This window comes from Halomonas sp. SSL-5, assembly GCF_030708455.1.
Classification (GTDB): Bacteria; Pseudomonadota; Gammaproteobacteria; order Pseudomonadales; family Halomonadaceae; genus Halomonas.
The window spans coordinates 16,555-42,684 of sequence record NZ_JAUYWF010000012.1; the positions used below are offsets into that span (position 1 = coordinate 16,555).

General features: G+C 67.8%; 20 protein-coding genes. 15 read left to right on the forward strand and 5 right to left on the reverse strand.

The features are described from left to right. The first annotated feature begins 84 nt into the window (after positions 1-84). The 5 genes from RAN53_RS14300 (at position 85) to RAN53_RS14320 (ending at position 9,951) form a co-directional block, all read left to right on the forward strand. On the forward strand, positions 85-1,629 hold the full coding sequence (locus tag RAN53_RS14300; protein WP_305797472.1) for a TIGR02677 family protein: 1,545 nt from the start codon (positions 85-87) through the stop codon (positions 1,627-1,629). Beyond that, on the forward strand, positions 1,617-2,918 hold the full coding sequence (locus RAN53_RS14305) for a TIGR02678 family protein (protein WP_305797473.1): 1,302 nt from the start codon (positions 1,617-1,619) through the stop codon (positions 2,916-2,918). Before RAN53_RS14300 ends, RAN53_RS14305 begins: the two co-directional genes overlap by 13 nt. After that, positions 2,902-7,056, forward strand: coding sequence for a TIGR02680 family protein (locus RAN53_RS14310; protein ID WP_305797474.1), 4,155 nt, complete (start codon positions 2,902-2,904; stop codon positions 7,054-7,056). The genes RAN53_RS14305 and RAN53_RS14310 overlap by 17 nt, the downstream gene beginning before the upstream one ends. Before the next feature lie 70 nt (positions 7,057-7,126). Next, positions 7,127-8,692: an ATP-binding protein gene (locus RAN53_RS14315; protein WP_305797554.1), complete on the forward strand. Its 1,566-nt coding sequence runs from the start codon at positions 7,127-7,129 to the stop codon at positions 8,690-8,692. Continuing rightward, a complete protein-coding gene (locus tag RAN53_RS14320) occupies positions 8,689-9,951 on the forward strand; it encodes a TIGR02679 family protein (protein WP_305797475.1) in 1,263 nt (420 codons plus the stop codon). The genes RAN53_RS14315 and RAN53_RS14320 overlap by 4 nt, the downstream gene beginning before the upstream one ends. On the opposite strand, the gene RAN53_RS14325 is transcribed toward RAN53_RS14320, so the two are convergent. Then, on the reverse strand, positions 9,936-10,913 hold the full coding sequence (locus RAN53_RS14325) for a DUF1853 family protein (protein WP_305797476.1): 978 nt from the start codon (positions 10,911-10,913) through the stop codon (positions 9,936-9,938). The two genes, RAN53_RS14320 and RAN53_RS14325, sit on opposite strands and share 16 nt — an antisense overlap. A gap of 96 nt (positions 10,914-11,009) precedes the next feature. On the opposite strand from RAN53_RS14325, the gene RAN53_RS14330 reads away from it, so the two are divergent. The 9 genes from RAN53_RS14330 (at position 11,010) to RAN53_RS14370 (ending at position 21,620) form a co-directional block, all read left to right on the forward strand. After that, positions 11,010-11,921 carry an ABC transporter substrate-binding protein gene (locus RAN53_RS14330; protein WP_305797477.1) on the forward strand — a complete coding sequence of 304 codons (912 nt, stop codon included), beginning with the start codon at positions 11,010-11,012 and terminating at the stop codon, positions 11,919-11,921. Between the two features lie 4 nt (positions 11,922-11,925). After that, on the forward strand, positions 11,926-13,107 hold the full coding sequence (locus RAN53_RS14335) for an ABC transporter permease (RefSeq protein WP_305797478.1): 1,182 nt from the start codon (positions 11,926-11,928) through the stop codon (positions 13,105-13,107). Continuing rightward, the gene (locus RAN53_RS14340) at positions 13,104-14,060 is read left to right on the forward strand and encodes an ABC transporter ATP-binding protein (protein ID WP_305797479.1); all 957 of its coding nucleotides are present in this window, start codon (positions 13,104-13,106) and stop codon (positions 14,058-14,060) included. Before RAN53_RS14335 ends, RAN53_RS14340 begins: the two co-directional genes overlap by 4 nt. Before the next feature lie 2 nt (positions 14,061-14,062). Then, positions 14,063-14,788 carry an ABC transporter permease gene (locus RAN53_RS14345; RefSeq protein WP_305797555.1) on the forward strand — a complete coding sequence of 242 codons (726 nt, stop codon included), beginning with the start codon at positions 14,063-14,065 and terminating at the stop codon, positions 14,786-14,788. Between the two features lie 165 nt (positions 14,789-14,953). Next, positions 14,954-16,165 carry a thiamine pyrophosphate-dependent dehydrogenase E1 component subunit alpha gene (locus RAN53_RS14350; protein WP_305797480.1) on the forward strand — a complete coding sequence of 404 codons (1,212 nt, stop codon included), beginning with the start codon at positions 14,954-14,956 and terminating at the stop codon, positions 16,163-16,165. A gap of 1 nt (position 16,166) precedes the next feature. Continuing rightward, a complete protein-coding gene (locus tag RAN53_RS14355) occupies positions 16,167-17,144 on the forward strand; it encodes an alpha-ketoacid dehydrogenase subunit beta (RefSeq protein WP_305797481.1) in 978 nt (325 codons plus the stop codon). 37 nt (positions 17,145-17,181) lie between these two features. Next, positions 17,182-18,819 carry a dihydrolipoyllysine-residue acetyltransferase gene (locus RAN53_RS14360; protein WP_305797482.1) on the forward strand — a complete coding sequence of 546 codons (1,638 nt, stop codon included), beginning with the start codon at positions 17,182-17,184 and terminating at the stop codon, positions 18,817-18,819. Between the two features lie 118 nt (positions 18,820-18,937). Continuing rightward, positions 18,938-20,785, forward strand: a complete 1,848-nt coding sequence (locus RAN53_RS14365; protein ID WP_305797483.1) for a protein kinase domain-containing protein — start codon at positions 18,938-18,940, stop codon at positions 20,783-20,785. A 46-nt stretch (positions 20,786-20,831) separates the two neighbouring features. Further along, positions 20,832-21,620: a hypothetical protein gene (locus tag RAN53_RS14370; protein ID WP_305797484.1), complete on the forward strand. Its 789-nt coding sequence runs from the start codon at positions 20,832-20,834 to the stop codon at positions 21,618-21,620. A gap of 16 nt (positions 21,621-21,636) precedes the next feature. Here the strand turns inward: RAN53_RS14370 and RAN53_RS14375 are convergent, their stop codons facing one another. The 4 genes from RAN53_RS14375 to RAN53_RS14390 form a co-directional block, all read right to left on the reverse strand. After that, entirely contained in the window at positions 21,637-22,155 is a 519-nt protein-coding gene (locus RAN53_RS14375) for a winged helix DNA-binding protein (protein WP_305797485.1), read from the reverse strand. A 44-nt stretch (positions 22,156-22,199) separates the two neighbouring features. Then, on the reverse strand, positions 22,200-23,495 hold the full coding sequence (locus tag RAN53_RS14380; protein ID WP_305797486.1) for a TRAP transporter large permease: 1,296 nt from the start codon (positions 23,493-23,495) through the stop codon (positions 22,200-22,202). Between the two features lie 16 nt (positions 23,496-23,511). Continuing rightward, on the reverse strand, positions 23,512-24,063 hold the full coding sequence (locus RAN53_RS14385) for a TRAP transporter small permease (protein ID WP_305797487.1): 552 nt from the start codon (positions 24,061-24,063) through the stop codon (positions 23,512-23,514). 78 nt (positions 24,064-24,141) lie between these two features. Then, positions 24,142-25,146, reverse strand: a complete 1,005-nt coding sequence (locus RAN53_RS14390; protein WP_305797488.1) for a TRAP transporter substrate-binding protein — start codon at positions 25,144-25,146, stop codon at positions 24,142-24,144. Between the two features lie 215 nt (positions 25,147-25,361). On the opposite strand from RAN53_RS14390, the gene RAN53_RS14395 reads away from it, so the two are divergent. Then, positions 25,362-26,123 carry a 5-oxoprolinase subunit PxpA gene (locus RAN53_RS14395; RefSeq protein WP_305797489.1) on the forward strand — a complete coding sequence of 254 codons (762 nt, stop codon included), beginning with the start codon at positions 25,362-25,364 and terminating at the stop codon, positions 26,121-26,123. The last annotated feature ends 7 nt before the right edge of the window (positions 26,124-26,130 follow it).

Sequence of the window (26,130 nt, forward strand, 5' to 3'; positions counted from 1 at the left end):
CTGAGCAGCATCACGCCCATGGGGAGCCTGGAAAGCGAAGCCACTCAACAGAGCGATGAAATTACCGAGTAAACGGGAGCCCGCTTGGACTACACCCCCTTCAGCTATGTCACCGCGGAGAAGGCCGAGCTCTATCGCCGGGTGATGCGCGCCTTCGTGGAGGCGAAGTCGCATTTTCTGGTGCACCTGCGCCCCGAGGATGTGCAGCAGCAGACAGGTGAACCGGAGCTTGTCACCGTGCAGGCGGCCCTGACCCAGCTGGTGGCCTGGGGCAACCTGGACGCCGAACGTGACAATGCCCGGGTGACCAGTGTCGAGGACTACTATCGCGCCCTCTACGTCTACCAGATCACCCGTCAGGGCGAGGCCGTAGAGGCGGCCCTGGCGACCTTCGAACAGGAGCTGGGGCGCCGTGGTGCCCTGCAGAGCGTGGCGCTGGAGGATATCCGTACTCGCCTGCGCGCCCTGTTGACCCTGGCACAAAGCGAGTCGCCTTCGGCTACTGAGAGTCAGCTGTTATTGCGCGACCTGGCTGGGGTCTTCGCCGACCTGGCCGAGAACGCCCGGGCCTTCATGACCGGCCTGAACCGCACCCTGGAGGGGCAGGGCAGCGATGCCGACGCCTTCCTGCTCTACAAGGAGCGGGTGATCGGCTACATCGAGCGCTTCCTGGGTGACCTGACCACCGCTTCCGGCGAGATTGCCGAGCTGATCCGCGCGCTGGATGGCGACGGCGACGCCGAAGCTCCCGTGGCGCGACTGCTGCGCCAGGCTGCCGAGCGCGAGCTCCTCGACCTGGCGCCCGGAGAATCTCCCGATGATGATGAGCGTGCCCGAGCCTTCGCCGAGGCTTGGCGGCGTTGGCACGGACACTGGGAGGGCTTGCGCGCCTGGTTCCTCGACCAGCCGGGGCGTCAGGCCCAGGCCCGCCTGCTGCGCAGCAGTGCCCGTCGTGCGGTGACCCAACTGCTGGAGATGGTCGGCCGGCTTAACGAGCGGCGCATGGCGCGCAGTGATCGATCCGCGGATTTTCGCACCCTGGCACGCTGGTTCCTTGAGTGTGATGGCGACGGCGATGCGCATCGCCTGTGGCGAACTGCCTTCGGCCTGACGCCGGCCCGCCATCTGGTGATCGACGCCGAAACCGCCGAGGCGTGGCAACAGACGCCGGTGCCGGCCAGTACGCCCTGGGCGGAGGCCCCGGGCATGCAGGTGCAGGCGCGGCTGCGCGCCACCGGCAGCTACCAGAAGCCTGGGGCGCCGCCCAAGCTGCGCAGCCGTGCGCGAGAGCGGGAATTGCTGGCCCGTCAGTTGGCTGAGGAAGCCAGTGCGGCACGTGCCGCTCGGCGCCAGCTGGTGGAGCGGCGTGCCGAACGCCTCTCGGAGCTCGGCGAGCTGGACGATGGCGCCTTTCGCCTGCTGCTCAATCTGCTCGGCGATGCCCTGGCGGCGAGTTCTGGCGATGATTCCCCGGTGACGACGACCACCGGCGACGGTAGCCTGCGCATCACCCTGGCGCCGCTGGGGCCCGAGACCGCCGCGACCCTGCACACGGCAGCCGGCGTACTCCGTGGCCGCGACTATCGCCTGGAGATCGTCGATCTGGAGGAGGACGCATGGAGGAGCTGAGCGATGCCCTGACGCGGCAACGCCAGGAGGAGCAGCGCCGTGCCTTGCGTGCGCTGCTGGCGAGGCCACTGATCCGCAGCGATGAGAGCGCCTTCCCCCTGATTCGCCGCCACGCGGCCAGCCTGCGCGACTGGCTGGCCCGGGAAACCGGCTGGCACCTGCAGAGCGAGCGTGACTTCGTTCGCCTACACAAACGCCCTGCCGACCTCGTCGATACCACCCGCCCTGCCACGATAGGGCGCGGCACCCAGCGCAAGACCCTCAACCGCCGCCGCTATGCGCTGTTCTGCCTGCTGCTGGCGGATCTCGAGCGCGGCGATGCCCAGATCACTCTGGGCCGCCTGGGAGAGGGGCTGGGTCAGGCGGTCGATGATCCTGTCCTGGCCGAGCGCGGCCTGGCCTTCTCCCTGGACCATCAGGAGGCGCGCCGCGACCTGGTGGTCGTCGTGCGCCTGCTGATGGAACTCGGGGTGCTGCTGCGCGTGGCCGGCGATGAGGAGCAGTTCCTGCGTCGTGGCCTGGAGGGAGACGTGCTCTATGACGTGGACCGGCGACTGCTGGCCGCGCTGCTGGTCTCCGCCCGAGGCCCTTCCCTGGTGGCCATGAACGGTGCCGATGCCGAGCTCGACCTGGAGGCACGCCTGCGTGCCCTGAGCGAGACCTTCGTGCCGGATACCCCCGATGGGCGCAATCGCGAGCTGCGTCACCGCCTGGCACGCCGGCTGCTGGACGACCCGGTGGTCTATCTGGAGTCCCTCGACGAAGAGGAGGCTGCCTATCTGGCCAATCAACGCGGGCCCATGCTGCGTCGCCTGCAGCAGGCCACGGGACTGGTCGCCGAGGTGCGCGCCGAAGGGCTGGCACTGGTGGATCCTGAGGGCGAGCTCACCGATGAGAAGATGCCGGCGGAGGGCACCGAGGGACACCTGGCGTTGCTGATGGCCGAGCGCCTGGCCGAGGGCGGCCCCGCCGAGGGTGGCCCCGAGGGCGTTACCCTGGAGGAGGCGGAGTCCTGGATCCTTCAGTGGCAGACCGACTACCGACGCTACTGGCGCAAGTCCGCCTGCGAGCCGGGGGCCGCCCACGGCCTGGCACGGCAGGCACTGGCCCGTCTCGCGGCGTTGGGCCTGGTCCGGCGCCAGGCCCAGCATGAAGGCGGCCGCATCCTGCCGCTGCCGGCGCTGGGGCGCTTCCGGGTTCGTTCGCCGACACTGCCGGATGCCCCTGATACCCCTCGAGATGCCCAATCCGATCTGTCCGAGTCCGACACCGATGAGCGAACTTCCTGAACCCCAGAGCACCCGCTGGCAACCCCTGCGCTGTGGCCTGGTGGAGATCTTCTACTACGACGAGGAGGTCTTTCACTTCCACGACGGGCGGCTACTGCTGCGCGGCAACAACGGTACCGGCAAGTCCAAGGTGATGGCGCTGACCCTGCCGTTTCTGCTCGATGGCCAGCTGCTTCCTTCTCGGGTGGAGCCCGATGGCGACAGCGCCAAGCGCATGGAGTGGAACCTGTTGGTGGGCGAGTATCAGGAACGCCTGGGCTACACCTGGCTTGAGTTCGGACGCCTGGGGGATGATGGGCCCGAGATCTTCACCGTGGGCTGTGGGCTCAAGGCAGTAGCTGGGAGGCCGGTGCGCTCCTGGTTCTTCACCACCCCCCAACGCGTCGGGCGTGATCTCTTCCTGATCGATAGCGGGAGAAGCGTGAGTCGTGAGCGTCTCGGCCAGGCGCTGGGCGGCGTGGGGCAGCTGTATGATCGTGCCGCGGACTATCGGCGCGCCATCGATGAACGGCTCTTTCGTCTGGGGGAGCAGCGCTACGGGGCGCTGCTCGATCTGCTGCTGCAGCTGCGCCAACCCCAGCTGGCCAAGAAGCCCGATCCCAATCGCCTCTCCCAGGCCCTCAGCGACGCCTTGCCGCCACTCGGACGAGGCCTGATCGGCGAGGTGGCCGAGGCCTATCGCAGCCTGGATGTCTACCGCGAGGAGATACAGGGGCTGGAGGAGACGGCCCGTGCGGTGGAGGCCTTCCTGGGTCACTACCGCCACTATGCCGGTATCGCGGTGCGCCGCCGTGCCGACTTCCTGACCGCTGCCCACGCCGAATATGAGAGGGTGCGCCTGCAGTTGGGCCGCGATCGCCAGGCCCATGAGGAGGCGCGGGAGAGTCGCGAGGCGCTGGGTGAGTCCCGCGAACTCCTCGCCGAGCAGCAGCGGGAGCTGGCGGCACGCCAACGCACCCTGGAGGCCAGCGACGCCATGCGCTCGGCGGAGGCGCTGCGCAATGCCGACGAGTTGGCGCGTCAGCGCCGCACTCGCGCCGATGAGGAAGGCCGGCGGCTGGGCCGGGAACGCGAGGGTGGCCGGCGGGCCGAGGCCCGCTTGCTGGAGGCCGAAGCGTCCCTGGAGAACGGCGTCGCCAAGCTGGAGGCGCGCCGCGATGAGAGTGCGGCACTGGCCGATGCGGCGGGTGTGGGCGGCGACCATCGTCGAGAAATCGCCACGCGGTTATCCGTGGAAACGGGCGAGCAGGTGCCTCCCGATACCCGGGGTGTGGAGTCGCTGCAGCAGGCGCTGCGGGACCTGCATCGTCGTCGCGAGGAGGGCGTGACACACCTCAACCGCCGCCTCGATGAGGTCGACAAGGCCGAGCGGGCCTTCCACCGGGTGGAGGATGAGGCGCGTCGGGAGGAGGAGACCCTGGCGAGTCGCGAGGAAGAGTGCCAGGACGCGACCAGCGCTCGTGCCGAAGCCGCCGAGTCCCTTCAGACAACTTGGCGGGAACACCTTGCCGCCCTCGAGGAGCTGGCACCCCAGGACCCCGAGGCGCTGCTCGCCGAGCTCGCACCCTGGTGCGATCACCTGAGCGGTGATGACCCCGCCGAGTCAGGGCTCTCCATGGCGCGGGATGCCCGGCGCGAGGCGCTGGGCCAGCAACGGCATACGCTGGAACAGCGGCATCGAGAGCTGGGCGTCGAACGCGCTGAACTCGAGGCGGAACATCAGCGTCTGGCAGCGGGGGAGTCACGGGAGCCGCCGGCGCCTCATACCCGACGCGAGGGCAGCCGTGAGGCTCGTCCCGGCGCCCCGCTCTGGCAACTGGTGGACTTTCAGACAGGCCTCGAGGCGAGACAGCGTGCCGGGCTGGAGGCGGCCCTGGAGGCCTCGGGGGTGCTGGATGCCTGGGTGCTGCCGGATGGCGAGCTGCTCGCCCCCGACACCTGGGACACCCTGCTCACGCCACTCGCCGATGGCGCCATGCGACCGGGGGAGGAGAGCCTGGCCTCCGCCCTCTGCCCCGACCTTCCCGAGCACTCTCCGGTGAGCCTGGCGGTGGTCGAGACGCTGCTGGCCGGCATCGGCCTGGGCGTCTCCGAGGCCTTTGCCTGGGTGAGTCACGAAGGTGCCTGGCGGCTGGGTCCGCTCGGTGGGCAGTGGGGCAAGGACGAGGCGGTCTATATCGGCCACGCCGCCCGGGAGGCGGCACGTCGGCGCCGGATGGCAGAGATTGCCCACGCCCTGGAGGGGCTGGCCATAGAGGTCGCCGAGATCGCCGCCGAGCTCGAGCATCTCGATGCGTGTCTCGAGGTCGTCGACCAGGAGTGGCAGCGGCGTCCCAGTGCCCAGGCACTGCGTGATGCCCACGCCGCCGAGGCGGCAGCGAGGCGCGCTCGGGATACGCAAGCCGAGCGTCTGGAGCACGCCCAGGCCAGGCGGGAAGAGGCGCGCGAGGAGCTGGAGGCCCAGCGCGGCGAGCTGTATCTCGCCGCCGAGGATCTGCGTCTTCCGGCCGAGCGCGAGCCCCTGGCCCGCCTTCAGGCCGCGCTCAATGACTACCGGCTCGCCATCAGCGAACTGCTGCAGGCCATCACGTCCTGGCAGCAGGCCAGGCTCCGTTGTGACGAGCTGCAGGAAGAGCACCAGCTGGCTCGTGAGGCGTTGGCCCAGGCCGAACGGGACCACGCCGAGGCCGAAGAGCAGGCGCGTGAGGCGGAGGTGCGCCGGGATACCCTGCGCGACACCATGGGGGCCGAGGTGCAGGAGCTGGAGCGCCAACTGGCGGCCATTCAGGAGCGCAGCGAGGCATTGGCCACCGAGCAGCGTGAGCTCGCCTCACGCTACGAGGGCCTGCTCGGCGAGGTGGCGCGTCTCGCCGAGAAAGTGACCCAGGGCGAACAGCGATTGGGCGAACTGGACGAACGTCGGGCAGAGAGGATCGCCGACTTCCGGTCCCTGGTGGAGGAGGGGCTGTTGCGGGTGGCCGCCCCGCAGCGCTTCATGGACCAGGAGGTCCCCACCTCCTGGGCGGCGGATCCCGCCGTGCGCCTGGCTCGGGCCGCCGCCCAGGCCACCGCCGGCATCGATGCCGACGACGAGAGCTGGCGTAGCCACCAGGGGCACCTATACGAGCATATTAAGGTGCTGGGTGATGTCATGTCTCGTGGTGGGCACAACTGCGAAGCGGAAAGTCAGGATGACCTGATTTTAGTGCGCATCCTCTTCCAGGGGCGTCGCCAGGACCCCGATGCCCTGCATCGCCAGCTCAACGAGGAGATCAGCCAGCGCCAGGCGCTGCTCAATGCCCGGGAGCGGGAGCTGCTCGAGAACTACCTGATCGACGAGGTGGCAAGCCACATCCAGGAGCGCATCACCGACACCGAGCGTCACGTACGCGAGATGAACAGCGAGCTGGAGAGCCGACCTACCAGTACCGGTATGCGGTTGCGCATCCGCTGGCAGCCGCTTAGCGAGGGGCAGAGCGCCGGGGGCATGACGGCCCCGGCGGGGCTGGAGGATGTCTGCCAGCGGCTGCGGCGTCAGGCCCTGGACGCCTGGTCGGCGGAGGATCGCGAGGTGGTGGGCGACTTCCTGCGCCGGCGCATCGAGGAGGCACGGTCCAGCGACGAGGGTGGCGCCCTGCAGGAGATCCTCGAGCGTGCCTTGGACTACCGCTTTTGGCATCGTTTCGTGGTGGAGCGTCATCAGAACGGCCAGTGGCGCCCCGCCTATGGCCCGGCCTCCGGAGGCGAGCGCGCCCTGGTGATCACCCTGCCGCTGTTCGCCGCCGCGGCCAGCCACTATGGCAGCGCCCATGAGCATGCACCGCGCCTGGTGATGCTCGACGAAGTGTTTGCGGGGATCGACGACGACGCCCGGGCCAAGAGCATGGGGCTGCTGGCCCAGTTCGACCTCGACGCCGTGATGACCTCAGAGCGAGAGTGGGGTTGCTACCCCGATGTGCCGGGGCTCGCCATCGCCCAGCTGGTGCGTCGCGAAGGGGTCGATGCCGTGCATGTCACCCGTTGGAAATGGGACGGCAAGCGCCGGACGAGAGACGCAGTACCCGTCAGTCAGGCGCCGCAAGAGGTTGCGGAACCGGCGGAGACGTCAGCGCCGGGCGGGATGGACAGCCTGTTCTAGCGATACTATTCGCACTGGGCCAGCGTCGGCGCATGTTACGCTGAGTCTTGTGGCGCTTCGGGAGGGGAAAATGGCCAAGCGTAAACTGCCCATCGGCATCCAGACCTTTGCCGATATCGTCAGCGGTGAATACTACTACGTCGACAAGACGCTGCATGTGCATCGCCTGGTGGAGCAGGGTAAGTACTTCTTCCTGTCCCGCCCCCGGCGCTTCGGCAAGAGTCTGCTGCTCGATACGATGAAGTCGCTGTTCGAAGGTCGCGAGACGTTGTTCCGAGGCCTCTATATCCACGACAAATGGGATTGGCAGGTCGCCTATCCGGTCATTCGCATCAGCTTCGCCGATGGGGTGATGCGTTCGCGTGACGATCTCGACAAGCGAATCCGTTACCAGCTTCGCCATAACCGGGAACGCCTTGGGCTTGCCGATACTCGGGCCGAGGATATTCCCGGCGAATTCGCCGATCTGATCGCTCAGGCCCATGAGTGCCATGGTCAGCGTGCCGTGGTGCTGGTCGACGAGTATGACAAGCCGATTCTCGATAATATCACCGACCCCGAACGGGCCCGCGAGCTGCGCGAGGGCCTGAAGAATCTCTACAGCGTGCTCAAGGATGCCGACCCTCGCCTGCAGTTCTGCTTCCTGACCGGGGTCTCCAAGTTCAGCAAGGTCAGCCTGTTTTCAGGCCTCAACAACCTGAACGACATCACTCTCGATGCCGAACATGTCACGATTTGCGGCTACACCGATCGTGACGTCGACAGCATTTTTGCCGACCAGCTGGGCGGATTGGATCGCCATGAGATCCGCCGCTGGTACAACGGTTACCGCTGGGGAGGGGCTGAAACGACAAGCGTCTACAATCCCTTTGACCTGCTGCTCTTGTTCGATAAACGCAAGTTTTCCCCCTACTGGTTCGAATCTGCCACGCCAACCTTCTTGGTCAAGGTGCTGGCCGAGCGCAGCGTCTACACCCCGGCCTTGACCGAGTGGCAGAGTCGTCCGGCACTGCTTAACCGCTTCGATGTGGATCAGATCAGCACCGAGGCGCTGCTGTTCCAGACGGGTTACCTGACCTTGACCGGTGTCGAGGAGGAGATCTCCAACAAGCCGATCTATCGGCTGGGATTTCCCAACTATGAGGTGGAGAGCAGCCTCAACGAGGCGATGTTGCCGGCGCTGGGGTTGGATGACGATATCCTCGATGAGTTGATTCTGCGGCTGCCTAAGCTGCTGAAAGAGGCCGACATGGAGGGTCTGGAGACGTACTTCAAGGCGCTCTATGCTGGCTTGCCCCACGACTGGTATCGCAACAATCCCATCGCCCGTTACGAAGGCCACTACGCCAGCGTCTTCTACAGCCACTTTGCGGCGCTGGGGCTGAGAGTAACGGTAGAGGATGCCACCCACCGTGGGCGTGTCGATATGACCGTCGATTTCGCAGGACGGCTCTTTCTCTTCGAGTTCAAGGTGGTGGAGCAGCTTCCCGAAGGCAACGCGTTGCAGCAGCTCAAGACGAAGGGTTATGCCGACAAGTACCGCGCGGCGGGCAAGCCGATCCATCTCATCGGCGTCGAGTTCTCACGCGAGCAACGCCAGATCGTGGCCGTCGAGTGGGAGACGGTGGCGGCATGACCGATGACGTCGACCATCCCCGCCTGCGGCGGCTGCTGGGCGGCCCCGAGCTTGCCCGCCTGCGCCAGCGCCTGAGAGGCAAGCTGCTGCGCGATGGTGGTGGCCGCCTGACCATGAGCCAGGCCAGTGATCTCGAGCGCGCCACTGTGGAGCGCCTGGTGGGGCGGCCTCCGCGCCAGGGCAAGTCACTGAGCGTGGAGCTCGAGGTCCTCTCCCATGCGCTGGCGCGGGCCGGTGTGTCGACAGATCTGCAAAGCGCCCTGGAGGCGCTGGATGGTCCGTTGGTCGATCGCAGAACCGTTCGCGAGGAGGCACGACGGCGCTGGGACGAGCTCCTGGACGCTTATCGTCCCGAGGCCGAGCGGCTGGGGGCCAGCGGCTGGCTTGCGGACCTGCGCCGGGGCGGCCAGCTCAAGCGCCTGGCCGGTGGCAGTGAAGAGCGGGGCGCTCGCCTACTCGAACAGGCACTCTCGGTACTCGAGCGTCTGCCGGCACAGGGGTTGACGCTGAGTACCCTGGCCGCCGAGTGTCTGGGAGATGCCCACGCCCTGGATGCCGGCCAGCCAGTATCGGCACTGGTACGCCGCGCCCTGGCCCGCTACTGGCGCGGCGGGGTGGCATTGGAGCATCCTGATGAACGCTCGACCTGGGCCCATGCCGGGGTCCTGCTGGGCGGTGATATCACCAGTGCCGTACTGACACTGCGTCTGCCGGTGCGGGGCGAGAGTGACGCTGATGCGGCGCTTGGGCACTACCATCGGCTTGCCGAGCCTACCTGGCTTACTTTGCGCCAACTGTTGCGGCGTCCGCCCGAGTGGGACGTGGCGGGGCATAGGGTCTTCGTTTGCGAGAACCCGGCGGTGCTGGCCGAGGCCGCCGAACGGTTGGGGACTGGGTGCGCCCCGCTTGTGACCACCTGGGGGCGCCCCGGCGCCGCCGTGCTCACTCTGCTCGAACAGCTGGAGGCCGTCGGCGCCGTGTTGCATTATCACGGCGACTTCGACTGGCCGGGTATCAGCATCGCCAATGCCTTGCTTGCGCGCTTCGCCATGCGACCCTGGCGCATGGCAGCAGAGGATCTGAAGTCCCACGCCCATCTCGAGGGCAAGCCGCTGGAGGGCAGGGCCCAGGAGGCAGCCTGGGACCCCCAACTGCGCGCCGCTCTGGAAAGGCGAGGCCGAGCATTGCATGAGGAGCAGCTCATCGAGACCCTGCTGCACGATCTCCGGCTGCCGCCGGAACGTCAGTTGTCGGGATAGGGCGGCAGTGGTATCTGCCGTGGCCAGTCGTCGGCGACCAGGAAGAGACGGTGCCAGCCGGCGTCGGGGTGCCAGAGGGCGATCTGCACCGGGGCGGCCGGGATCCGGAAGTGGTCGACCAGCTGGGCCTCCAGGTCGCGCAGCCTCAGCAGGTACTCGGGCCGGGGCAGGGCGAGCCAGTGGGGCTTGTGGAGCCAGGCGCCATGGGTGCCGGGGGGAAGTGTGTCGAGGAAGCGGTTCCAGTCTCGCCACGCGAGCCAGTGGCCGCGCAGGTGATCGGGGGTGGCCTCCCGTGGCGGCGGCAAGGGCTGTTGCCAGGGAGCGAAGAGCACGCCGGGGATGGCCACCTGGCGCTCCAGGCTCGCCAGCCCGTCGGCCCCATGGCGGTGCGATCCCAGCTTGGCCCTGATGGCGTTCCGTGTCTCCGGCAGGTCGGTCAGGCGCAGCTGATGGCGGTGCAGGTGCTCGCGCTTGCCGGCCAGGCTGTCGGCGCCCCCGGGGCCGATCCAGCGCGCCTGGCTGTCGGGTTCGCCCGGCCCCTCCGCCAGGCCCAGGTAGAACTTGATGGCCACCTCCAGGTGGATGATCGCCTCGTCCCGGGTCTCACGATAGAGCAAGTCCAGCTCACCAAGGGTCAGCTTGCCGCTCATGATGCGCAGGTTGTGGGCGAGAAGCTCGGTGCCCGGCGCCCAGGCCAGCAGGAACTGCCATAGCCGCTCGTGGTAGAGCCCCATGCGGCCCATTAGCGAGTTGCCGATGTAGCGCTCCAGCGGCTGCGGCCAGGCCTCGAGGGTATCCAGCCAGCGGGCGGCACGCTCGTCATCGGCCAGCCCCAGGGTGGCGCGCCCGGGTCGCCCCGTCCAGGGCAGGCGGATCAGGTCCGGCGCCAGCAGCACCCAGGCCAGGTCGCGCACCAGCGGGTGATGGCAGCGGTCCAGCAGGGGCAGGGCGTCGGTGGGCATGGCGGCATCCTGTGCGTTGGCGGTGGAACACTGCAGGTATTCCCATGTTTCCTTATACTCAGCCTACATCCATGACCCGCCAGGTGGTATTCCGCCATGCGACATCCCCTGCTTTGCCTCACCGCTTTCGCCGCCGCCATCTCGCTTGGCGCCTCGCCCCTGCATGCCCAGGAGCCGGTCACGGTCTCCTCCAAGATCGATACCGAGGGCTCGGTGCTGGGCGAGCTGATCATCCAGCGCCTCGAGGCGGGCGGCGTCGAGGTCGAGGAGCGCCTGCAGCTGGGCGCCACCAGCATCGTGCGTGAGGCGCTGCTGGCCGGCGAGATCGATCTCTACCCCGAGTACACCGGCAACGGCGCCTTCTTCTTCGACATGACCGACAGCGACGTCTGGCACGATGCCCAGGCCGCCTATGAGACGGTCCGTGAGCGGGACGCCGAGAACGGCCTGACGTGGCTGGCGCCGGCCTCGGCCAACAACACCTGGGCGATCAGCGTGCGTGGCGAGCTGGCCCGGGAACATGAGCTGGCCACCCTTGCGGACCTGGCGGCCTTCCTCGACCAGGGCGGGGAGCTCAAGCTGGCCGCCAGCGCCGAGTTCGTCGAGTCCGAGCAGGCCCTGCCGGCCTTCCAGCAGGCCTATGGCTTCGAATTGGACGATGATCAGCTGCTGGTGCTCTCCGGCGGCAACACGGCCTCCACCATGCGCGCGGCCGCCCAGCAGACCAGCGGCGTGAACGCCGCCATGACCTATGGCACCGACGGCGGCCTCAAGGCGCTGGATCTGGTGGTGCTGGAGGATACCCTGGGCGTGCAGCCGGTCTACCAGCCGGCGCCGGTGGTGCGTAGCGAGGTGCTGGAGGCCTGGCCGGAGATCGAGAACCTGCTGGCGCCGGTCTTCGCGGCCCTGGATCTGGATACTCTGCAGCGGCTCAACGGCGATGTCGCGGTGAACGGTCGCCCCCCGGCCGACGTGGCCGCCGACTTCCTGTCCAGCCTGGAGGAGTAAGCGGGTGCCGCGCAGGGACCCGCCCATCAACCGGGTGGTACTCACGCTTGCGTTGGTCGCGCTGGTGACCTGGCTCTCGCTCCCCCTGGGGAGTATCGCCCCCAACCGCATCGTGCCCGGTACCGCCTACACCATCGCCGCGGCCATCGGCTGGCCGCTGGCGCTGGTGAGCTGCCTGCCGCTGCTGGGCCTGCTGGCGCTGGCCTGGCGGCCCGGCAGGCTCGGCTATCCTCTGGCGCTGGGCCTGACCCTGTTGCTGCTGCTGGCACTGCCGGCCTGGCTGGCGCTGATGGCGGTACGGCACCTCGACCCCGAGCTGCCCCAGGCGCGGCTGGGTATCGGCGCGGCCTGGTGGCTTGCGCTGTTCTGGCTCTCGCTGTTGCTGATCGAGCTGCGGAGTCGCCTGGCGCTTGCCGGCTGGCGGCTGGCACTGTTGATGTTGCCGGTGGCGGTCGGCTGGTGGGTGGCGGCCGGTTGGCTCGAGCCGCTGGCGCTGTGGCAGGAGCTCTCGGGCCGCCGCGGTGCCTTCCTCGAGGCGGTGGTCGACCACCTGCTGCTGGTGGGCGGTGCCGTGGGGTCGAGCCTGGTGGTGGGGGCGGCGATCGCCCTGGCCATGCGCCAGAATCCGCGCATCGAGCGTCTCGGCTTCGCGCTCCTCAACTTCCTGCAGACCATTCCCAGCCTGGCGCTGTTCGGCCTGCTGCTGGCGCCCCTGGCCTGGCTCGCCTCTCGGTTCGAGTGGCTCGCCGGCTTGGGGGTGAGCGGCATCGGCTGGGCACCGGCCTTCCTGGCCCTGCTCGGTTATAGCCTGTTGCCCATGGTGCGCAACACCTTCGTCGCCCTCTCCGAGGTGGACCCCGGCGTGCTGGAGGCGGCGCGTGGCATGGGCATGAGCCGTGGTCAGGTGTTTCGCCAGGTGCGCCTGCCGCTGGCCCTGCCGGTGGTGCTCGAGGGGGTGCGCATCACCACCGTCCAGGCGATCGGCCTGACCGCCGTGGCGGCGCTGATCGGCGCCGGGGGCCTTGGTACCTTCATCTTCCAGGGACTCGGGCAGGCGGCCATGGACCTGGTGCTGCTCGGCGCCCTGCCGATACTCGCCATGGCGCTGGCCGCCGATGCCCTGCTGGGTGCCCTGACGCGGCGCCTCGATCACCGCACCGACCTGGCCGCAGGAGCCGCCCCATGATCGAACTCAAGAGCGTCACCAAGCGGTTCGGTGGCGAGACGGCGGTGGACGCCATCTCGTTGACGGTGAATCGCGGCGAGCTGTGCGCCCTGGTGGGCACCTCGGGCTGCGGCAAGTCCACCACCCTGCGCATGATCAACCGCCTGATCGAGCACGATGGCGGCGAGATCCATATCGATGGGCGCCCCATCCGCGAATTCGACGGGCGGATCCTGCGCCGGCGGATCGGCTATGCCATCCAGAGTACCGGCCTCTTCCCCCACTGGAGCGTGGCCCGCAATATCGGCCTGGTGCCGCGGCTGCTCAAGTGGCCGGCGGCTCGGGTCGGCGAGCGTGTCGAGGAGCTGATGGCGCTGCTCGGCCTGCCGGTCGAGCAGTTCGCTGACAAGTACCCGTCCCAGCTCTCCGGTGGCCAGGCCCAGCGCGTGGGGGTGGCCAGGGCGCTGGCGGCGGATCCCGATATCCTGTTGATGGACGAGCCCTTCGGCGCCCTGGACCCGATCACCCGAGAGGGGCTGCAGGGCGAGTTGCGCGACCTGCAGTCACGGCTGCAGAAGACCATCGTCTTCGTCACCCACGACATGGATGAGGCCCTGGCGCTGGCCGACCGCCTGGTGGTGATGAATGCCGGACGCATCGTCCAGCAGGGCAGGCCCCTCGAGTTGCTGCGGGCCCCGGCCGACGACTTCGTGGCGTCGCTGCTGGGGGGCGACGATCGCGGTCTCAAGGAGGCCGCCATCACTCGGGTGGCCGAGCGCATGCAACCGCTCTCGCTGCGTCTGCTGCCCCAGGCCCGGGTGCATCGCGACGCCACCCTGCGCCAGGCCCTGGCGGTGATGTTCCGCGAGCATGCCGACAGGCTGGCGGTGATCGACGACGAGGCGCTGCCGGTCGGGGAGCTCTCGCTACGGCGTATCGTCGGGGCGGGTCGCGAGGGAGGCAGTGACACGTGAGCATGGCCCTCCTGACACGCTGGTCCGCGCCGCTGGTCTGGCTCGGCCTGCTGCTGGCCCTGGCAGTGGGGGGCGAATGGCTCGAGCCGCTGCTGCGCTGGAGCGAGCCGGAGGCGCGCCGGGTGCTCTACCCTCAGGCCGACCTGCTGACTTTGCTGTTGCGCCACGTCCAGGTGGTGGCCATCGCCTCGGGCCTGGCGGTGGTGATCGGGGTGGGGGCGGCGATCCTGGTCACGCGGCCGGGAGGGCGCGACTTCCTGCCCCTGGTGGCGCAGTTTGCCTCCATGGGGCAGACCTTCCCGCCGGTGGCGGTGCTGGCCCTGGCGGTGCCGGTGCTGGGCTTCGGCACCTGGCCGATCATCGTGGCGCTACTGCTATACGGGCTGCTGCCCATCGTGCGCAACACCCTGGCCGGGCTCGAGGGGCTCGACCCCGCGATCGAGGAGGCCGCCCGCGGCATGGGCATGGGCGGCGGCCAGCGGCTGTGGCAGGTGGAGCTGCCCCTCGCGGCACCGATCATCCTCGCCGGCATCCGCACCTCGGTCACCGTGAACATCGCCACGGCGGCGCTGGGGGCCACCGTGGGGGCGAGCAACCTCGGCGCGCCCATCATCGCCGGCATCGTCAACGGCAATACCGCCTATATCCTGCAGGGCGCGGTGCTGATCGGCCTGCTGGCGCTGGCGGTAGATAGCCTCTTCTCCCGGTTGTTGCCCGCAAGGCAGTAAGAACGTCTGTTGATATCGACCAAAGGTGGAGGCCTTTCGGCTGTCGATAATCGTCAGTTTACGTTAACGTCATCTCGGGTTGCGTTGACCCCTCGGGAGCGATCCTCCTGGCAAGGGGCGAGACAAGCGACAACACTGCCCTCAAAAGGGGTAGAGGATGCCAAGATGACAACGACACAAGATATCCATTCGCCGCAGTTCCTGAGTGGCGATGAGTTCTCCATTCCCACCTTCCGCCTGCTCAAGCAGGACGGCAGCCTGTATGACGGCGCCGAGGCGCCGGAGCTCTCCCGCGAGCAGGCGCTGAAGATCTACCACACCATGGTGGCCACCCGGGTGCTCGACGAGCGCATGATGGCGGCCCAGCGCCAGGGCCGGCTCTCATTCTATATGCAGTGCACCGGCGAGGAGGCCGCGGTGATCGGTGCCACGGCGGCGCTCGACGATGCCGACATGATCATGGCCCAGTACCGCGAGCAGGGCGCCCTGGTTTATCGCGGCTTCAGCTACGACGAGTTCATGAACCAGCTGTTCGGCAACGAGCTCGACTACGGCAAGGGCCGTCAGATGCCGATCCACTATGGCTCGCGCAAGCTGCACTACATGACGATCTCCTCGCCGCTGGCCACCCAGATCCCCCAGGCCGCCGGCTACGCCTACGGCCAGAAACTCGCCGGCGAGGGCCACTGCACCCTGTGCTTCTTCGGCGAGGGCGCCGCCTCGGAGGGCGACTTCCACGCCGCCCTGAACATGGCGGCGGTGCACGAGGTGCCGGTGATCTTCTTCTGCCGCAACAACGGCTACGCGATCTCCACCCCCTCCATCGAGCAGTTCGCCGCCGACGGCGTGGCGCCGCGGGCCTTCGGCTACCGCATGCACGTGATCCGCGTCGACGGCAACGACATCCTGGCGGTGCTTTCGGCGACCCGCGAGGCGCGGCGCATCGCCGTGGAGCACAACAAGCCGGTGCTGATCGAGGCGATGAGCTACCGCCTGGCGGCCCACTCCTCCTCGGACGACCCCTCGGGCTATCGCTCGAAGAAGGAGGAAGAGGCGTGGCGCGAGAAGGATCCCATCCTGCGCATGCAGCACTGGCTGACCGAGCAGGGCTGGTGGAACGACGACGAGGAGAAGGCGTTGCAGGAGTCGCTGCGCCGCGAGGTGCTCGAGACCATGAAGCGTGCCGAGAAGCGCCCGCCGCCTCCGCTGGACAGCCTGGTCAGCGATGTCTACGCCGACGTCACCCCGGCGCTGCAGCGCCAGCTCGACCGTCTCAAGACCCATATCCGTCAGTATCCGGAGAGCTATCCGAAGGGGGCACGCTCCCTGGACCCGGACGTTAAGGTCCGCGAGGACGCCAGCCAGGGAGGGGAGTGAGATGCCGACCATGAACATGCTGCAGGCGATCAACAACGCCCTGGATATCGCCATGGCCGAGGACGACAAGGTGCTCTGCTTCGGCGAGGACGTCGGCATCTTCGGCGGCGTCTTCCGCGCCACCAGTCACCTGCAGGAGAAGTACGGCCGCACGCGCTGCTTCAACACGCCGCTGGTGGAGCAGGGGATCCTCGGCTTCGCCAACGGCCTGGCCGCCCAGGGCTCGGTGCCGGTGGCGGAGATCCAGTTCGCCGACTACATCTTTCCGGCCTTCGACCAGATCGTCAACGAGACGGCCAAGTTCCGCTACCGCTCCGGCGACCTGTTCAATGTCGGTGGCCTGACCATCCGTGCCCCCTACGGTGGCGGCATCTCCGGCGGTCTCTACCACTCCCAGTCGCCGGAGGCCTACTTCGCCCATACGCCGGGACTCAAGATCGCGGTGCCGCGCAATCCCTACCAGGCCAAGGGGCTGCTGCTGGCGGCGATCCGCGACCCGGATCCGGTGCTGTTCTTCGAGCCCAAGCGGCTCTACCGCGCTTCCACCGGCGAGGTGCCCGAGGAGGATTACCAGCTGCCCATCGGCGAGGCGGAGGTGACCCGCGAGGGCACCGACGTCACCGTGCTCGGCTGGGGCGCGCAGATGGAGGTGATCGACCGCGCCGTGGAGCTGGCCGAGAAGGAGGGCATCTCCTGCGAGGTGATCGACCTGCGCTCGATCCTGCCCTGGGACGAGGAGAGCGTGGTGGAGTCGGTGCTCAAGACCGGCCGGCTGGTGATTACCCACGAGGCGCCGCTGACCGGTGGCTTCGCCGGCGAGATCGCCGCCACCGTCCAGGAGCGCTGCTTCCTCTACCTGGAGTCGCCCATCGCCCGGGTGACCGGCCTGGATACCCCCTTCCCGCTGACGCTGGAGAAGGAGTACCTGCCGGACCACCTCAAGGTGTTCGAAGCGATCAGGGCCAGCGTGGCCTTCTGATCCGATATCGGAAGCGACCAGTCGAGGAGACGACGAGATGAGCGATTTCATGCTGCCCGATATCGGCGAAGGTATCGTGGAGTGCGAGGTAGTGGAGTGGCGCGTGGCCGAGGGCGACGCGATCGAGGAGGACCAGCCGGTGGTCGAGGTGATGACCGACAAGGCGCTGGTCGAGATCACCGCGCCGGAGGCGGGACGCATCACCCGGCTGCATGTGGCGAAGGGCGACACGGCCCGCGTGCATGCGCCGCTGTTTGCCTATGAGGCCGAGGGTGAGACAACGACCGAGGCGGCTGCCGAGACGTCGGCCAGTGTCGCGGAGGAAGCGGCCGCGCCTGAGCCCTCGTCTGCGCCGGCAGCCACCGGAGGCAAGACCAAGGACTTTATCCTGCCCGATGTGGGGGAGGGGATCGTCGAGTGCGAGGTGGTCGAATGGCGGGTCCAGGAAGGCGAGACCATCGCCGAGGACCAGCCGGTGGTCGACGTGATGACCGACAAGGCGCTGGTGGAGATCACCGCTCCCGAGGCGGGAGTGGTCAGCAAGCTGCATGTCGCCCAGGGCGATATCGCCCGGGTCCATGCGCCGCTCTACGCCTACCGCCCGGAGCATGTCGACGGCGAGGGTGGCGAGGTTTCCACTGCCGCCGAGCCTGAACCGCGGCCTGTGACCCGAAGTGTATCGTCCGACGATGGTGACGATGCGCGGGAACCAGAGCCTGGCCGCGGCCCCTACGGGCGGATCCCCGCGGCGCCGGCGGTCCGTCGGCTGCTGCGTGAGCATGGTCTCTCACTGGAAGCGGTGCCCGGCAGCGGCAAGCAGGGGCGCGTGCTCAAGGAGGATGTGCTGCGCTATCTCGAGAAGGGCAAGCTCGAGAAGGGCGAGCTCGAGAAGGGCAAGCTCGAGCAGGGCAAGGCGAGCGCCGCCGGCGAGAAGGCGACGGCCGCTTCCTCGACGCCTCCCACCCAGGGAGAGCCCCGGGTGGAGCCGCTGCGCGGGGTGCGCGCGGTGATGGCCAGACGCATGGTGGAGTCGGCCACCACCATTCCCCACTTCCAGTATGGTGAGGAGATCGATGTCACCGAGCTGCTGGCGCTGCGTGAACGGCTCAAGCCCCTGGCCGAGGCCGAGGGCGTGCGCCTGACGCTGATGCCCTTCTTCATGAAGGCCATGGCGCTGGCGGTGCGCGAGGCGCCGATCCTCAATGCGCGCCTCAACGAGGCGGTTGATGAGATCCACTACCTGCCCTCGGTCAATGTCGGCATGGCGGTGGACAGCCGCGCCGGGCTGCTGGTGCCCAACGTCAAGGGCGTGGAGCGCCTCTCGCTGCTCGGCATCGCCGCCGAGGTGGCGCGGCTTACCGAGGCGGCGCGCTCGGGCAAGGTGGCCCAGGAGGACCTGCGGGAGGGCACCATCAGCATCTCCAATATCGGCGCCCTGGGCGGTACCTATGCGGCCCCCATCATCAACGCCCCGGAGCTGGCCATCGTCGCCATCGGCAAGACCCAGTGGCTGCCGCGCTTCGATGCCGAGGACCGGGTGGTCAAGCGGGCGATCATGACGGTGACCTGGGCGGGCGATCATCGGGTCATCGACGGCGGCACCATCGCGCGCTTCTGCAATGCCTGGAAGGGTTACCTCGAAGCTCCCGAGAGCATGTTGCTGCATCTTGCCTGATCCTATCGGGACAGTCCCCGGCGGTGGTGCCGCCGCCGGCAGCGCACTCCGTGGTGGGCAGGGTGGCATGGCCGGGGACTGTCCCTGATGGCCCGAGTGGTGAACAGGAGATACCTTCATGCCCCAGGCGCCCCTGCAGCAGTTCTATATCCCCGAGGAGCAGTCGGTCTACCTGCTCAGCCAGGATGACGCCCGCAAGCTCAAGGCGTGGGTGGCGCTCTGCCAGGAGCAGCTGGAGCAGCTCGGCTATCGGGATATCGAGCTGGTCGGCAAGGGCGCCTACGGTTTCGTCTTCGCCGGCGTCACCGCCCTGGGGGACCAGTACGTCTTCAAGTTCACCCGGGTCAACCTGCCCCAGCATCTGCAGGATCGCCTCGAGGAGGAGGCCTTCATGCTGGAGCAGGTCGAGCATCCGCGGGTGCCACGGCTGATCGCCTATCAGCGGGTGCGCCACCAGTCGATCCTGGTGATGGAGCGCGCCCCGGGGCACAACCTCGAGGAGGTCTCCCTGCGCGAGGGGCGGCTGGCGCCGCGGCTGATCGTGCGCATCGCCGACCAGCTCGCCGATATCCTGCGCGCCCTGCGGCGCGAGGCGGGCCCCGCCGGGAAGCCCATCGTGCATGGCGATATCAAGCCCTCCAACCTGGTCTACGATGCCCGCGACGAGACCATCGCCCTGATCGACTGGGGCTCGTCGGTATTCGCCCAGCTCGACGCCAACCAGCAGTTCGTGGCCGCCAACGTCATGGAGCTGATGTCCGACAACCTGCAGCAGACCAACGCCCGGCTGGGAGATGTCTACTTCATCGGCGAGGAACAGCTGAACGGGGCGCTCTCCTCGCCACGCTTCGACGAGCAGGGCGCCGCCGGCACCCTCTATGCGCTGGCCTCGGCGCAATCCTGTCGCTTCGGCTATCACGCCATTCCGGCCACCTCGCTGGGGCTGCCGGTGGAGTTCGCGCGCATGCTCGATGGCATGCTGGACCCCGACCCGCGCCTGCGCGCGAAGGCCGGCGACCACTTCATCCGCGAGATGCCACGCCTGGCGCGCACCGTGATGATCGACCTGCCCGAGGCGGCCGAGGTGGCGCTGGTGCCGGTGTGGGCGCGCCCCGCCAGCCGCGAGATCGACACCGTGGTCTACAGCTCGCGCAAGGCCTTCCTGCGCGAGGAGGGCGCCCCGGAGACTCTCAACGACGTCAATGACGTGCAGCTCGATCGCTACTACAAGAACTTCATGCAGGGCATGGGGGAGACCGAGAAGGCCTTCCTCGCCGCGGTGAGTCGCCTCGGCCGCTATCCGGTGGTCGGGGGGCTGGCGGTGCGCTGGGAGAGCGACGGGGTGTATATCGATACCACCCTGAACCTGCATGATCCGGCGCTGAAGCCGGCCTTCATCGCCGCGGTCAACAACATGGTCAACCTGGCCCGGGCCATCTACCGCCGGGGGATCTTCAAGAGCTGCCTGTTCAATGCCCGGGATACGCTGCACCTGGAGCGTGAGGGGCCGGAGCAGCCGTTCGTGATCGAGCCGGGGATGCGGCTGCACTACGAGGTCAGCGCGGTGCCGGAGCTGGAGGATCGGGCGCGCCTGCACAGCTACTTCGAGGATGGCCCCGACCCCGAGGAGTTCCTGGTGCTGCCCGAGGCGATCATCGCCTCCCTGGAGGCCCTCAATGACATCCACCACACCGGCATGATCATCTTCGAGGCGCTGCCGGCGCATCTCAAGATCCACAGCTACTATCGCCTGCTGGATCCCTCCCGGGAGGCCGAGTTCCGCACCCGGCTGGAGGAGATCCTCGCCGCCGTGGGGCTGATCGAGGGGCTCGGCGTCTCCGGCTTCATGAAGATGCCCTACAAGGACACCCGCTTCTTCCCGCATGTGGAGCGCCAGCCGGAGCGGTTCTACCCGCGCAACCCGCGCCTGGCGGCCGAGCTGTCGGCTTCCCGGGAAAGCGGGTAGCATCGGGCGTCGTTTCCGCGCCTGTCACAGGGAGGTGATGCTGCCCATGCTGTTCAAGCTGCTGGCCACCGCCGGCATCGTGATACTGGTCGCCCTGGCGGTGGCCCGGGTGGGGCCGCGCCTGGGCGGCATCCTGGCCGGCACCCCGGTGATCCTGGGGCCCGGTTACTTCTTCATGCTGCGCGAGCAGGCTCCGGCCTTCGTGCAGGAGGCGGTGCTCTCGACGCTGCATGCGCTGGTGGCGACCCTGCTGTTCACGGTCTGCTTCGTGATGACCGCCGCCCGGCTGTCGGCGCTCAGGAGCCTGGGGTTGGCCAGCCTGCTGTGGGTGCCGGCGGCGCTTGCCTTCACGCGACTGCCGGGCGGCCTTGTGGGTGCCCTCGCCGCCTATCTGGTGGTGCTGGTGGTGGCCGAAGGCATCAACCGCTGGCTGCGCCTGGGCCAGCCGGTGGTGGTGGCGAGCTCGGGGTGGCTGGACCTGCTGCTGCGGGGGCTGCTGGCCGGTGGGCTGGTGAGCCTGGCCACGACCCTCGCCGCCCGGGCGGGACCGGGGTTTTCCGGGATCATCCTGGGCTTTCCCGCCGGCATCCTGACCATCGCCTGGGCACTGCATGAGCGCTATGGGGCGGAGGTGGCGCGCATGACCGTGAGCATGACCCAGCGGGGCATGCTCAGTCTGCTGGCCTTCTGTGCGGTGAGCTATCTCGGCGTGGGACGGATGCCCGGGATGCTGGTGTTCTCGCTCTCCCTGGCGGCCTCCATGACCACCAGCTCCCTGCTCTTCATGTTCAGCCTGTGGCGGGCGCGGCGGCTCTACGCCCGCGAGGCGGGCTGAGCCCGCCTGATACGAACTACAGCGAGGCCGCGGCCCGGGCGGCCTGGTCATAGAGACCCGACATTGCCCGCAGCATGCCGGCCAGGCGGCTGGTTTCCTCGGGTTCGATGCCCAGCGACGAGAGCGACTCGATCAGGCAGTCCTCGCGAATCTCGGCGTAGCGCTGGCAGGTGCCGCGCCCGGCATCGGTGGTCCTGAAGAAGGTCTCCTTGCCGTGCTTCTCGCCGTGGACCAGGTCCAGCTTGGCGAGCTTCTTCAGCGCGTAGGTCACGGTATGGCTGTCCTCGACGTTGAGCACCAGGCAGATGTCGGAGAGCCGCTTGGCCCGCTCGCGGTGGTTGACGCTGTGCAGCACCAGCACGTCCAGCGGGCCCAGCTCCGGATAGCCGGCCGCGGTCATGCAGCGCACCATCCAGCGGGTGAAGGCATGGGAGGCGATGATCAACCCGAACTCGAATTCCGACTGCTCCTGGGCCCGATGAGAGAGGTGTTCCGAAGAGACGATCGGGCCGCGAGAGGTCCGCTCGCTTGTCATATGAGGCTCCTGTTCCATGCCCGTTTTCATGCCCGTTTTCATGCCTAGTTGCCCATGGCCTGGGGCAGCCAGGTGGCGATGCCCGGGAAGAGACTGATCAGCACCACGCCTAGCATCATCAGGAAGAAGAACGGCATGGCGGCCCAGGCGATCGACAGGATATTGCGCCCCGTCATGCCCTGCAACACGAAGAGGTTGAAGCCCACCGGCGGGGTGATCTGCGACATCTCCACCACGATCACCAGGTAGATGCCGAACCAGATCAGGTCGATGCCGGCGGCCTCGACCATGGGCAGCATGATGGAGGTGGTCAGCACCACCACCGAGATGCCGTCAAGGAAGCAGCCCAGCAGGATGAACAGGACGGTCAGTGCGGCGAGCAGCATCACCGGCGAGAGGCCCATGGTGCCGATCCAGGCAGCGAGGTCACTGGGCAGGCCGGTGAAGCCCATGGCGGCGGTGAGGAAGGCGGCGCCAGCCAGGATGAAGGCGATCATGGTCGAGGTGCGTACCGCCCCGAGCAGGGCATCGCGGAACACTCCGCGGTTCATGGTGCCCTGGGTACTGGCCAGCAGCAGCGAGAGAACGACACCCACGGCCGCCGCCTCGGTGGGCGAGGCCAGGCCGGCATAGATCGAGCCGATGACCCCGACGATCAAGGCCAGCAAGGGGATCAGGCGACGTGATCGGCGCAGCTTCTCGCCCAGTGGCAGGCCCGCCTCGGCAGGGGGAACCTTGTCCGGGTTGCGCCAGGACCACAGCATCAGGTAGCCGGCAAACAGCGAGATCAGCAGCAGGCCGGGGAAGATGCCGGCCATGAAGAGTCGGGCGATGGACTGGTCGGTGGCCACGCCGTAGACGATCAGGATGATCGAGGGCGGGATCAGCAGGCCGAGGGTCGCCGAACCGGCCAGGGTGCCGATGATCAGCTGTTCGTCGTAGCCGCGGCGGGTGAGTTCGGGAATGGTCATCTTGCCCATGGTGGCACAGGTTGCCGCCGAGGAGCCCGAGACGGCGGCGAACAGGCCACAGCCGACCACGTTGGTGTGCAGCAGGCGACCGGGGATGCGCTGCATCCAGGGCGAGAGGCCGGTGAACATGTCGTCCGCCAGGCGCGAGCGGAAGAGGATCTCGCCCATCCAGATGAACATCGGCAGGGCGGTGAGCTCCCAGCTGTAGCTCTCGCCCCAGACGTTGGTGGCGAGCACATCGCCGGTGGGCACCGACGTAAACTGCGAGAGTCCCAGCCAGCCCAGGGCGAGCAGCGAGAAGGCCACCCAGACACCGCTGCCGAGCAGCAGCAGCAAGACCCCGAAGAGCACGGTCATCATCACAAGCATGGTAGTTCTCCCGGGCTCATTCCTGGCCGCTGTCGTCGATGGTGAAGGTGGAGGGGCGGGTCACGGCGGTGATCAGGGTGGCAAACCAGGCCTCAGCCAGCGCCAGGCAGAACAGCACGATGCCGGTGAGCATGGCCGTCTGGGGAATCCACAGCGGGATGCTCAGCAGGCCGTAGGAGGTTTCGTTGAAGGCGATGGTGTCGTCGAGCAGCCAGTAGAGGTACCAGCCCAGATACAGGCACAGCACCAGGGCGATGGAGAGACAGAATACCTCGACGAAGGCGCGTGGCGTGGCGGGGAGACGCCCGACCAGCAGGGTCACGCGGATATGACCACCGTTGACGAAGGTGTAGGCGAGTCCCAGGAAGCTGGCGCCGACCAGCAGGAATCCGGAGATCTCCGAGAGGCCGGGAATCGCCAGGCCGATGCGGTCGCCGCCGATCCCGGTGGCGATGCGATCGATGATTCGGCCGAGGATCTGGGCGGTGATCAGGGCGCAGATCAGGCAGAGACTGAGGGCGGCCAGGTAGCCGCCGAGGTTATAAAGGGGGCGTAGTCGATAGGTCATGGGTGGCATCCCGTGGAGAGTTCAGCCGTGAAAAGCTCAGGATCGCCCCGGTCGATGGCCGGGGCGGTCGAGTTCGGATCACTCCTGGGCGCTTTGATAAGCCTCGAGGATCGCCTGGCCCTGATCGCCGGCACGCTCGGCCCACTCTTCGGTCATGGTCGCGCCGATCTCCTTGAGCAGTTCGGCGAGCTCAGGCGTCGGCTCGCTGACCTCGATGCCGTTCTCCTCGAGCACCGCGAGGGCCTCATCGGTCTCCTGGCGGCTCATCTCCCAGCCGCGTGTCTCGGCCTCGGCGGCGGCCTGGAGCACGGCCTCCTGGGTGGCCTCGTCGAGACGCGAGAAGGCCTGCTCGCTGACGACCACCATGTTCTTGGGCAGCCACAGCTGGGCATGGTTGAAGTGGCTCAGGTAGTCCCAGGCCTTGGTGTCGGCGCCGGTGGCCGGCGAGGTGATCATGGCGCCCACCCGGCCGGTGCTGAAGGCGGTGGGAATGTCCGGTACCTCGACCTGGGTCGGCACCGCCCCGACCAGCTGGGCGATGCGCTCGCTGGCGGTGTTGTAGGCGCGCATGCTCAGGTTCTTGAGGTCATCACCGGACTCGATGGCCTGGTTGGTGTAGATGCCCTGGGGCGGCCAGGGCACGGCGAAGAGCAGGCGCAGTCGTTGTTCGGCAAGCTCCTCGGCGATGACCTCCCGTGAGGCCTCCCACAGGGACTCGGCATCCTCGTAGCTGGAGGCCAGGTAGGGGACCGAGTCGACCTCGAAGATCGCGTTCTCGTTGGCCAGGCGGGACATGATCAGCTCGCCGATGGGCACGATGCCGCGACGCACCGAGTTCTTGATCTCGGCATGGCCGATCAGCGAGCCGTTGGAGTGCACGGTGATATCCAGCTCGCCATCGGTGGCCTCGCGCACGTCCTCGGTGAACTCGCGGATGTTGACGGTGTGGAAGGTCATGTCGCCGTAGGGCGTAGGCATGTCCCACTCGGTGGCGGCCTGGGCGCCGGTGCCCAGGGTGGCCAGGCCGAGGCCCAGGGCGGTGGCGGTGGCGAGGTGGGTAAGTCGCGATTGGCTGACTGTCATCTGAGAATCCTCGTAGGCAAGGTGTTGTTGTGTGGTGTGGCAGGATGGGGCACATGCGTCGGTGCCACCGACTACGCTTCTAGAGTGTAGTGGGTGAGTGAGTGGGAGGTTAGGCGTTCGCCGTTTGAATGGTCAACGATACATAGACGAATGGACGATGTTTTGTCGTAAAAACGTTGATAAATTATTATCAAAGTCCAGAAGAGGAGAGCCCGATGCCGCCACGTCCCTTGCTGCTCAATGCCGACATGGGCGAGAGCTTCGGCCCCTGGGTGATGGGAATGGATCACGAAGTGATGCCTCACGTCGACCTGGCCAACGTGGCCTGCGGCTTTCACGCCTCGGATCCCGACGTGATCCGCATGACGGTGCGCCTGGCCGCCAAGCATGGGGTACGGATAGGCGCCCATCCCGCCTACCCGGACATGGTGGGCTTCGGCCGCCGCTCCATGGCCTGTTCGGCGGAGGAGGTGGAGAACCTGGTGCTCTATCAGCTGGGGGCGCTCTACGGGCTGTGTCGTGCCGAGGGCGTGTCGGTGAACTACGTGAAGCCCCATGGCGCCCTCTACAATGACATGGCCCGCGACCCCGAGATCATGGGAGCGGTGATGAAGGCGATACTCGCCTTCGACCCAGGCCTGCCGCTGATGACCATGGCAACCCGGGATACCGGTGCGGTGCGTGAGCTGGCCGATGAGCAGGGCGTCACCCTGTGGTTCGAGGCCTTCGCCGACCGCGCCTACGACAGCGAGGGCCGGCTGGTCTCCCGCCGCGAGCTGGGAGCGGTACACCACGACCCCGAGGTGATCGTCGATCAGGCGGTACGCATCGCCAGCGGCAAGCCGCTTGTCGCCAGCGACGGCAGCGACCTGATACTGGCGGCCGATACCCTCTGTGTGCATGGCGACAACCCCGAGTCCATCGCCGCGGTGAAGGCGATCCGCGAGGCCCTGCGCCGGCTCGGAGCCGAGGCATGAGCCGAGC

Excerpts from the sequence above, each read along its gene's own strand:
- RAN53_RS14320 (WP_305797475.1), top strand. The coding sequence starts at position 8,689 with ATGACCGATGACGTCGACCATCCCCGCCTGCGGCGGCTGCTGGGCGGC.
- RAN53_RS14365 (WP_305797483.1), top strand. The coding sequence starts at position 18,938 with ATGCCCCAGGCGCCCCTGCAGCAGTTCTATATCCCCGAGGAGCAGTCG.
- RAN53_RS14355 (WP_305797481.1), top strand. The coding sequence starts at position 16,167 with ATGCCGACCATGAACATGCTGCAGGCGATCAACAACGCCCTGGATATC.
- RAN53_RS14315 (WP_305797554.1), top strand. The coding sequence starts at position 7,127 with ATGGCCAAGCGTAAACTGCCCATCGGCATCCAGACCTTTGCCGATATC.
- RAN53_RS14340 (WP_305797479.1), top strand. The coding sequence starts at position 13,104 with ATGATCGAACTCAAGAGCGTCACCAAGCGGTTCGGTGGCGAGACGGCG.
- RAN53_RS14390 (WP_305797488.1), bottom strand. The coding sequence starts at position 25,146 with ATGACAGTCAGCCAATCGCGACTTACCCACCTCGCCACCGCCACCGCC.
- RAN53_RS14375 (WP_305797485.1), bottom strand. The coding sequence starts at position 22,155 with ATGACAAGCGAGCGGACCTCTCGCGGCCCGATCGTCTCTTCGGAACAC.
- RAN53_RS14385 (WP_305797487.1), bottom strand. The coding sequence starts at position 24,063 with ATGACCTATCGACTACGCCCCCTTTATAACCTCGGCGGCTACCTGGCC.
- RAN53_RS14305 (WP_305797473.1), top strand. The coding sequence starts at position 1,617 with ATGGAGGAGCTGAGCGATGCCCTGACGCGGCAACGCCAGGAGGAGCAG.
- RAN53_RS14360 (WP_305797482.1), top strand. The coding sequence starts at position 17,182 with ATGAGCGATTTCATGCTGCCCGATATCGGCGAAGGTATCGTGGAGTGC.
- RAN53_RS14380 (WP_305797486.1), bottom strand. The coding sequence starts at position 23,495 with ATGCTTGTGATGATGACCGTGCTCTTCGGGGTCTTGCTGCTGCTGCTC.
- RAN53_RS14310 (WP_305797474.1), top strand. The coding sequence starts at position 2,902 with ATGAGCGAACTTCCTGAACCCCAGAGCACCCGCTGGCAACCCCTGCGC.
- RAN53_RS14330 (WP_305797477.1), top strand. The coding sequence starts at position 11,010 with ATGCGACATCCCCTGCTTTGCCTCACCGCTTTCGCCGCCGCCATCTCG.
- RAN53_RS14370 (WP_305797484.1), top strand. The coding sequence starts at position 20,832 with ATGCTGTTCAAGCTGCTGGCCACCGCCGGCATCGTGATACTGGTCGCC.
- RAN53_RS14395 (WP_305797489.1), top strand. The coding sequence starts at position 25,362 with ATGCCGCCACGTCCCTTGCTGCTCAATGCCGACATGGGCGAGAGCTTC.
- RAN53_RS14345 (WP_305797555.1), top strand. The coding sequence starts at position 14,063 with ATGGCCCTCCTGACACGCTGGTCCGCGCCGCTGGTCTGGCTCGGCCTG.
- RAN53_RS14325 (WP_305797476.1), bottom strand. The coding sequence starts at position 10,913 with ATGCCCACCGACGCCCTGCCCCTGCTGGACCGCTGCCATCACCCGCTG.
- RAN53_RS14350 (WP_305797480.1), top strand. The coding sequence starts at position 14,954 with ATGACAACGACACAAGATATCCATTCGCCGCAGTTCCTGAGTGGCGAT.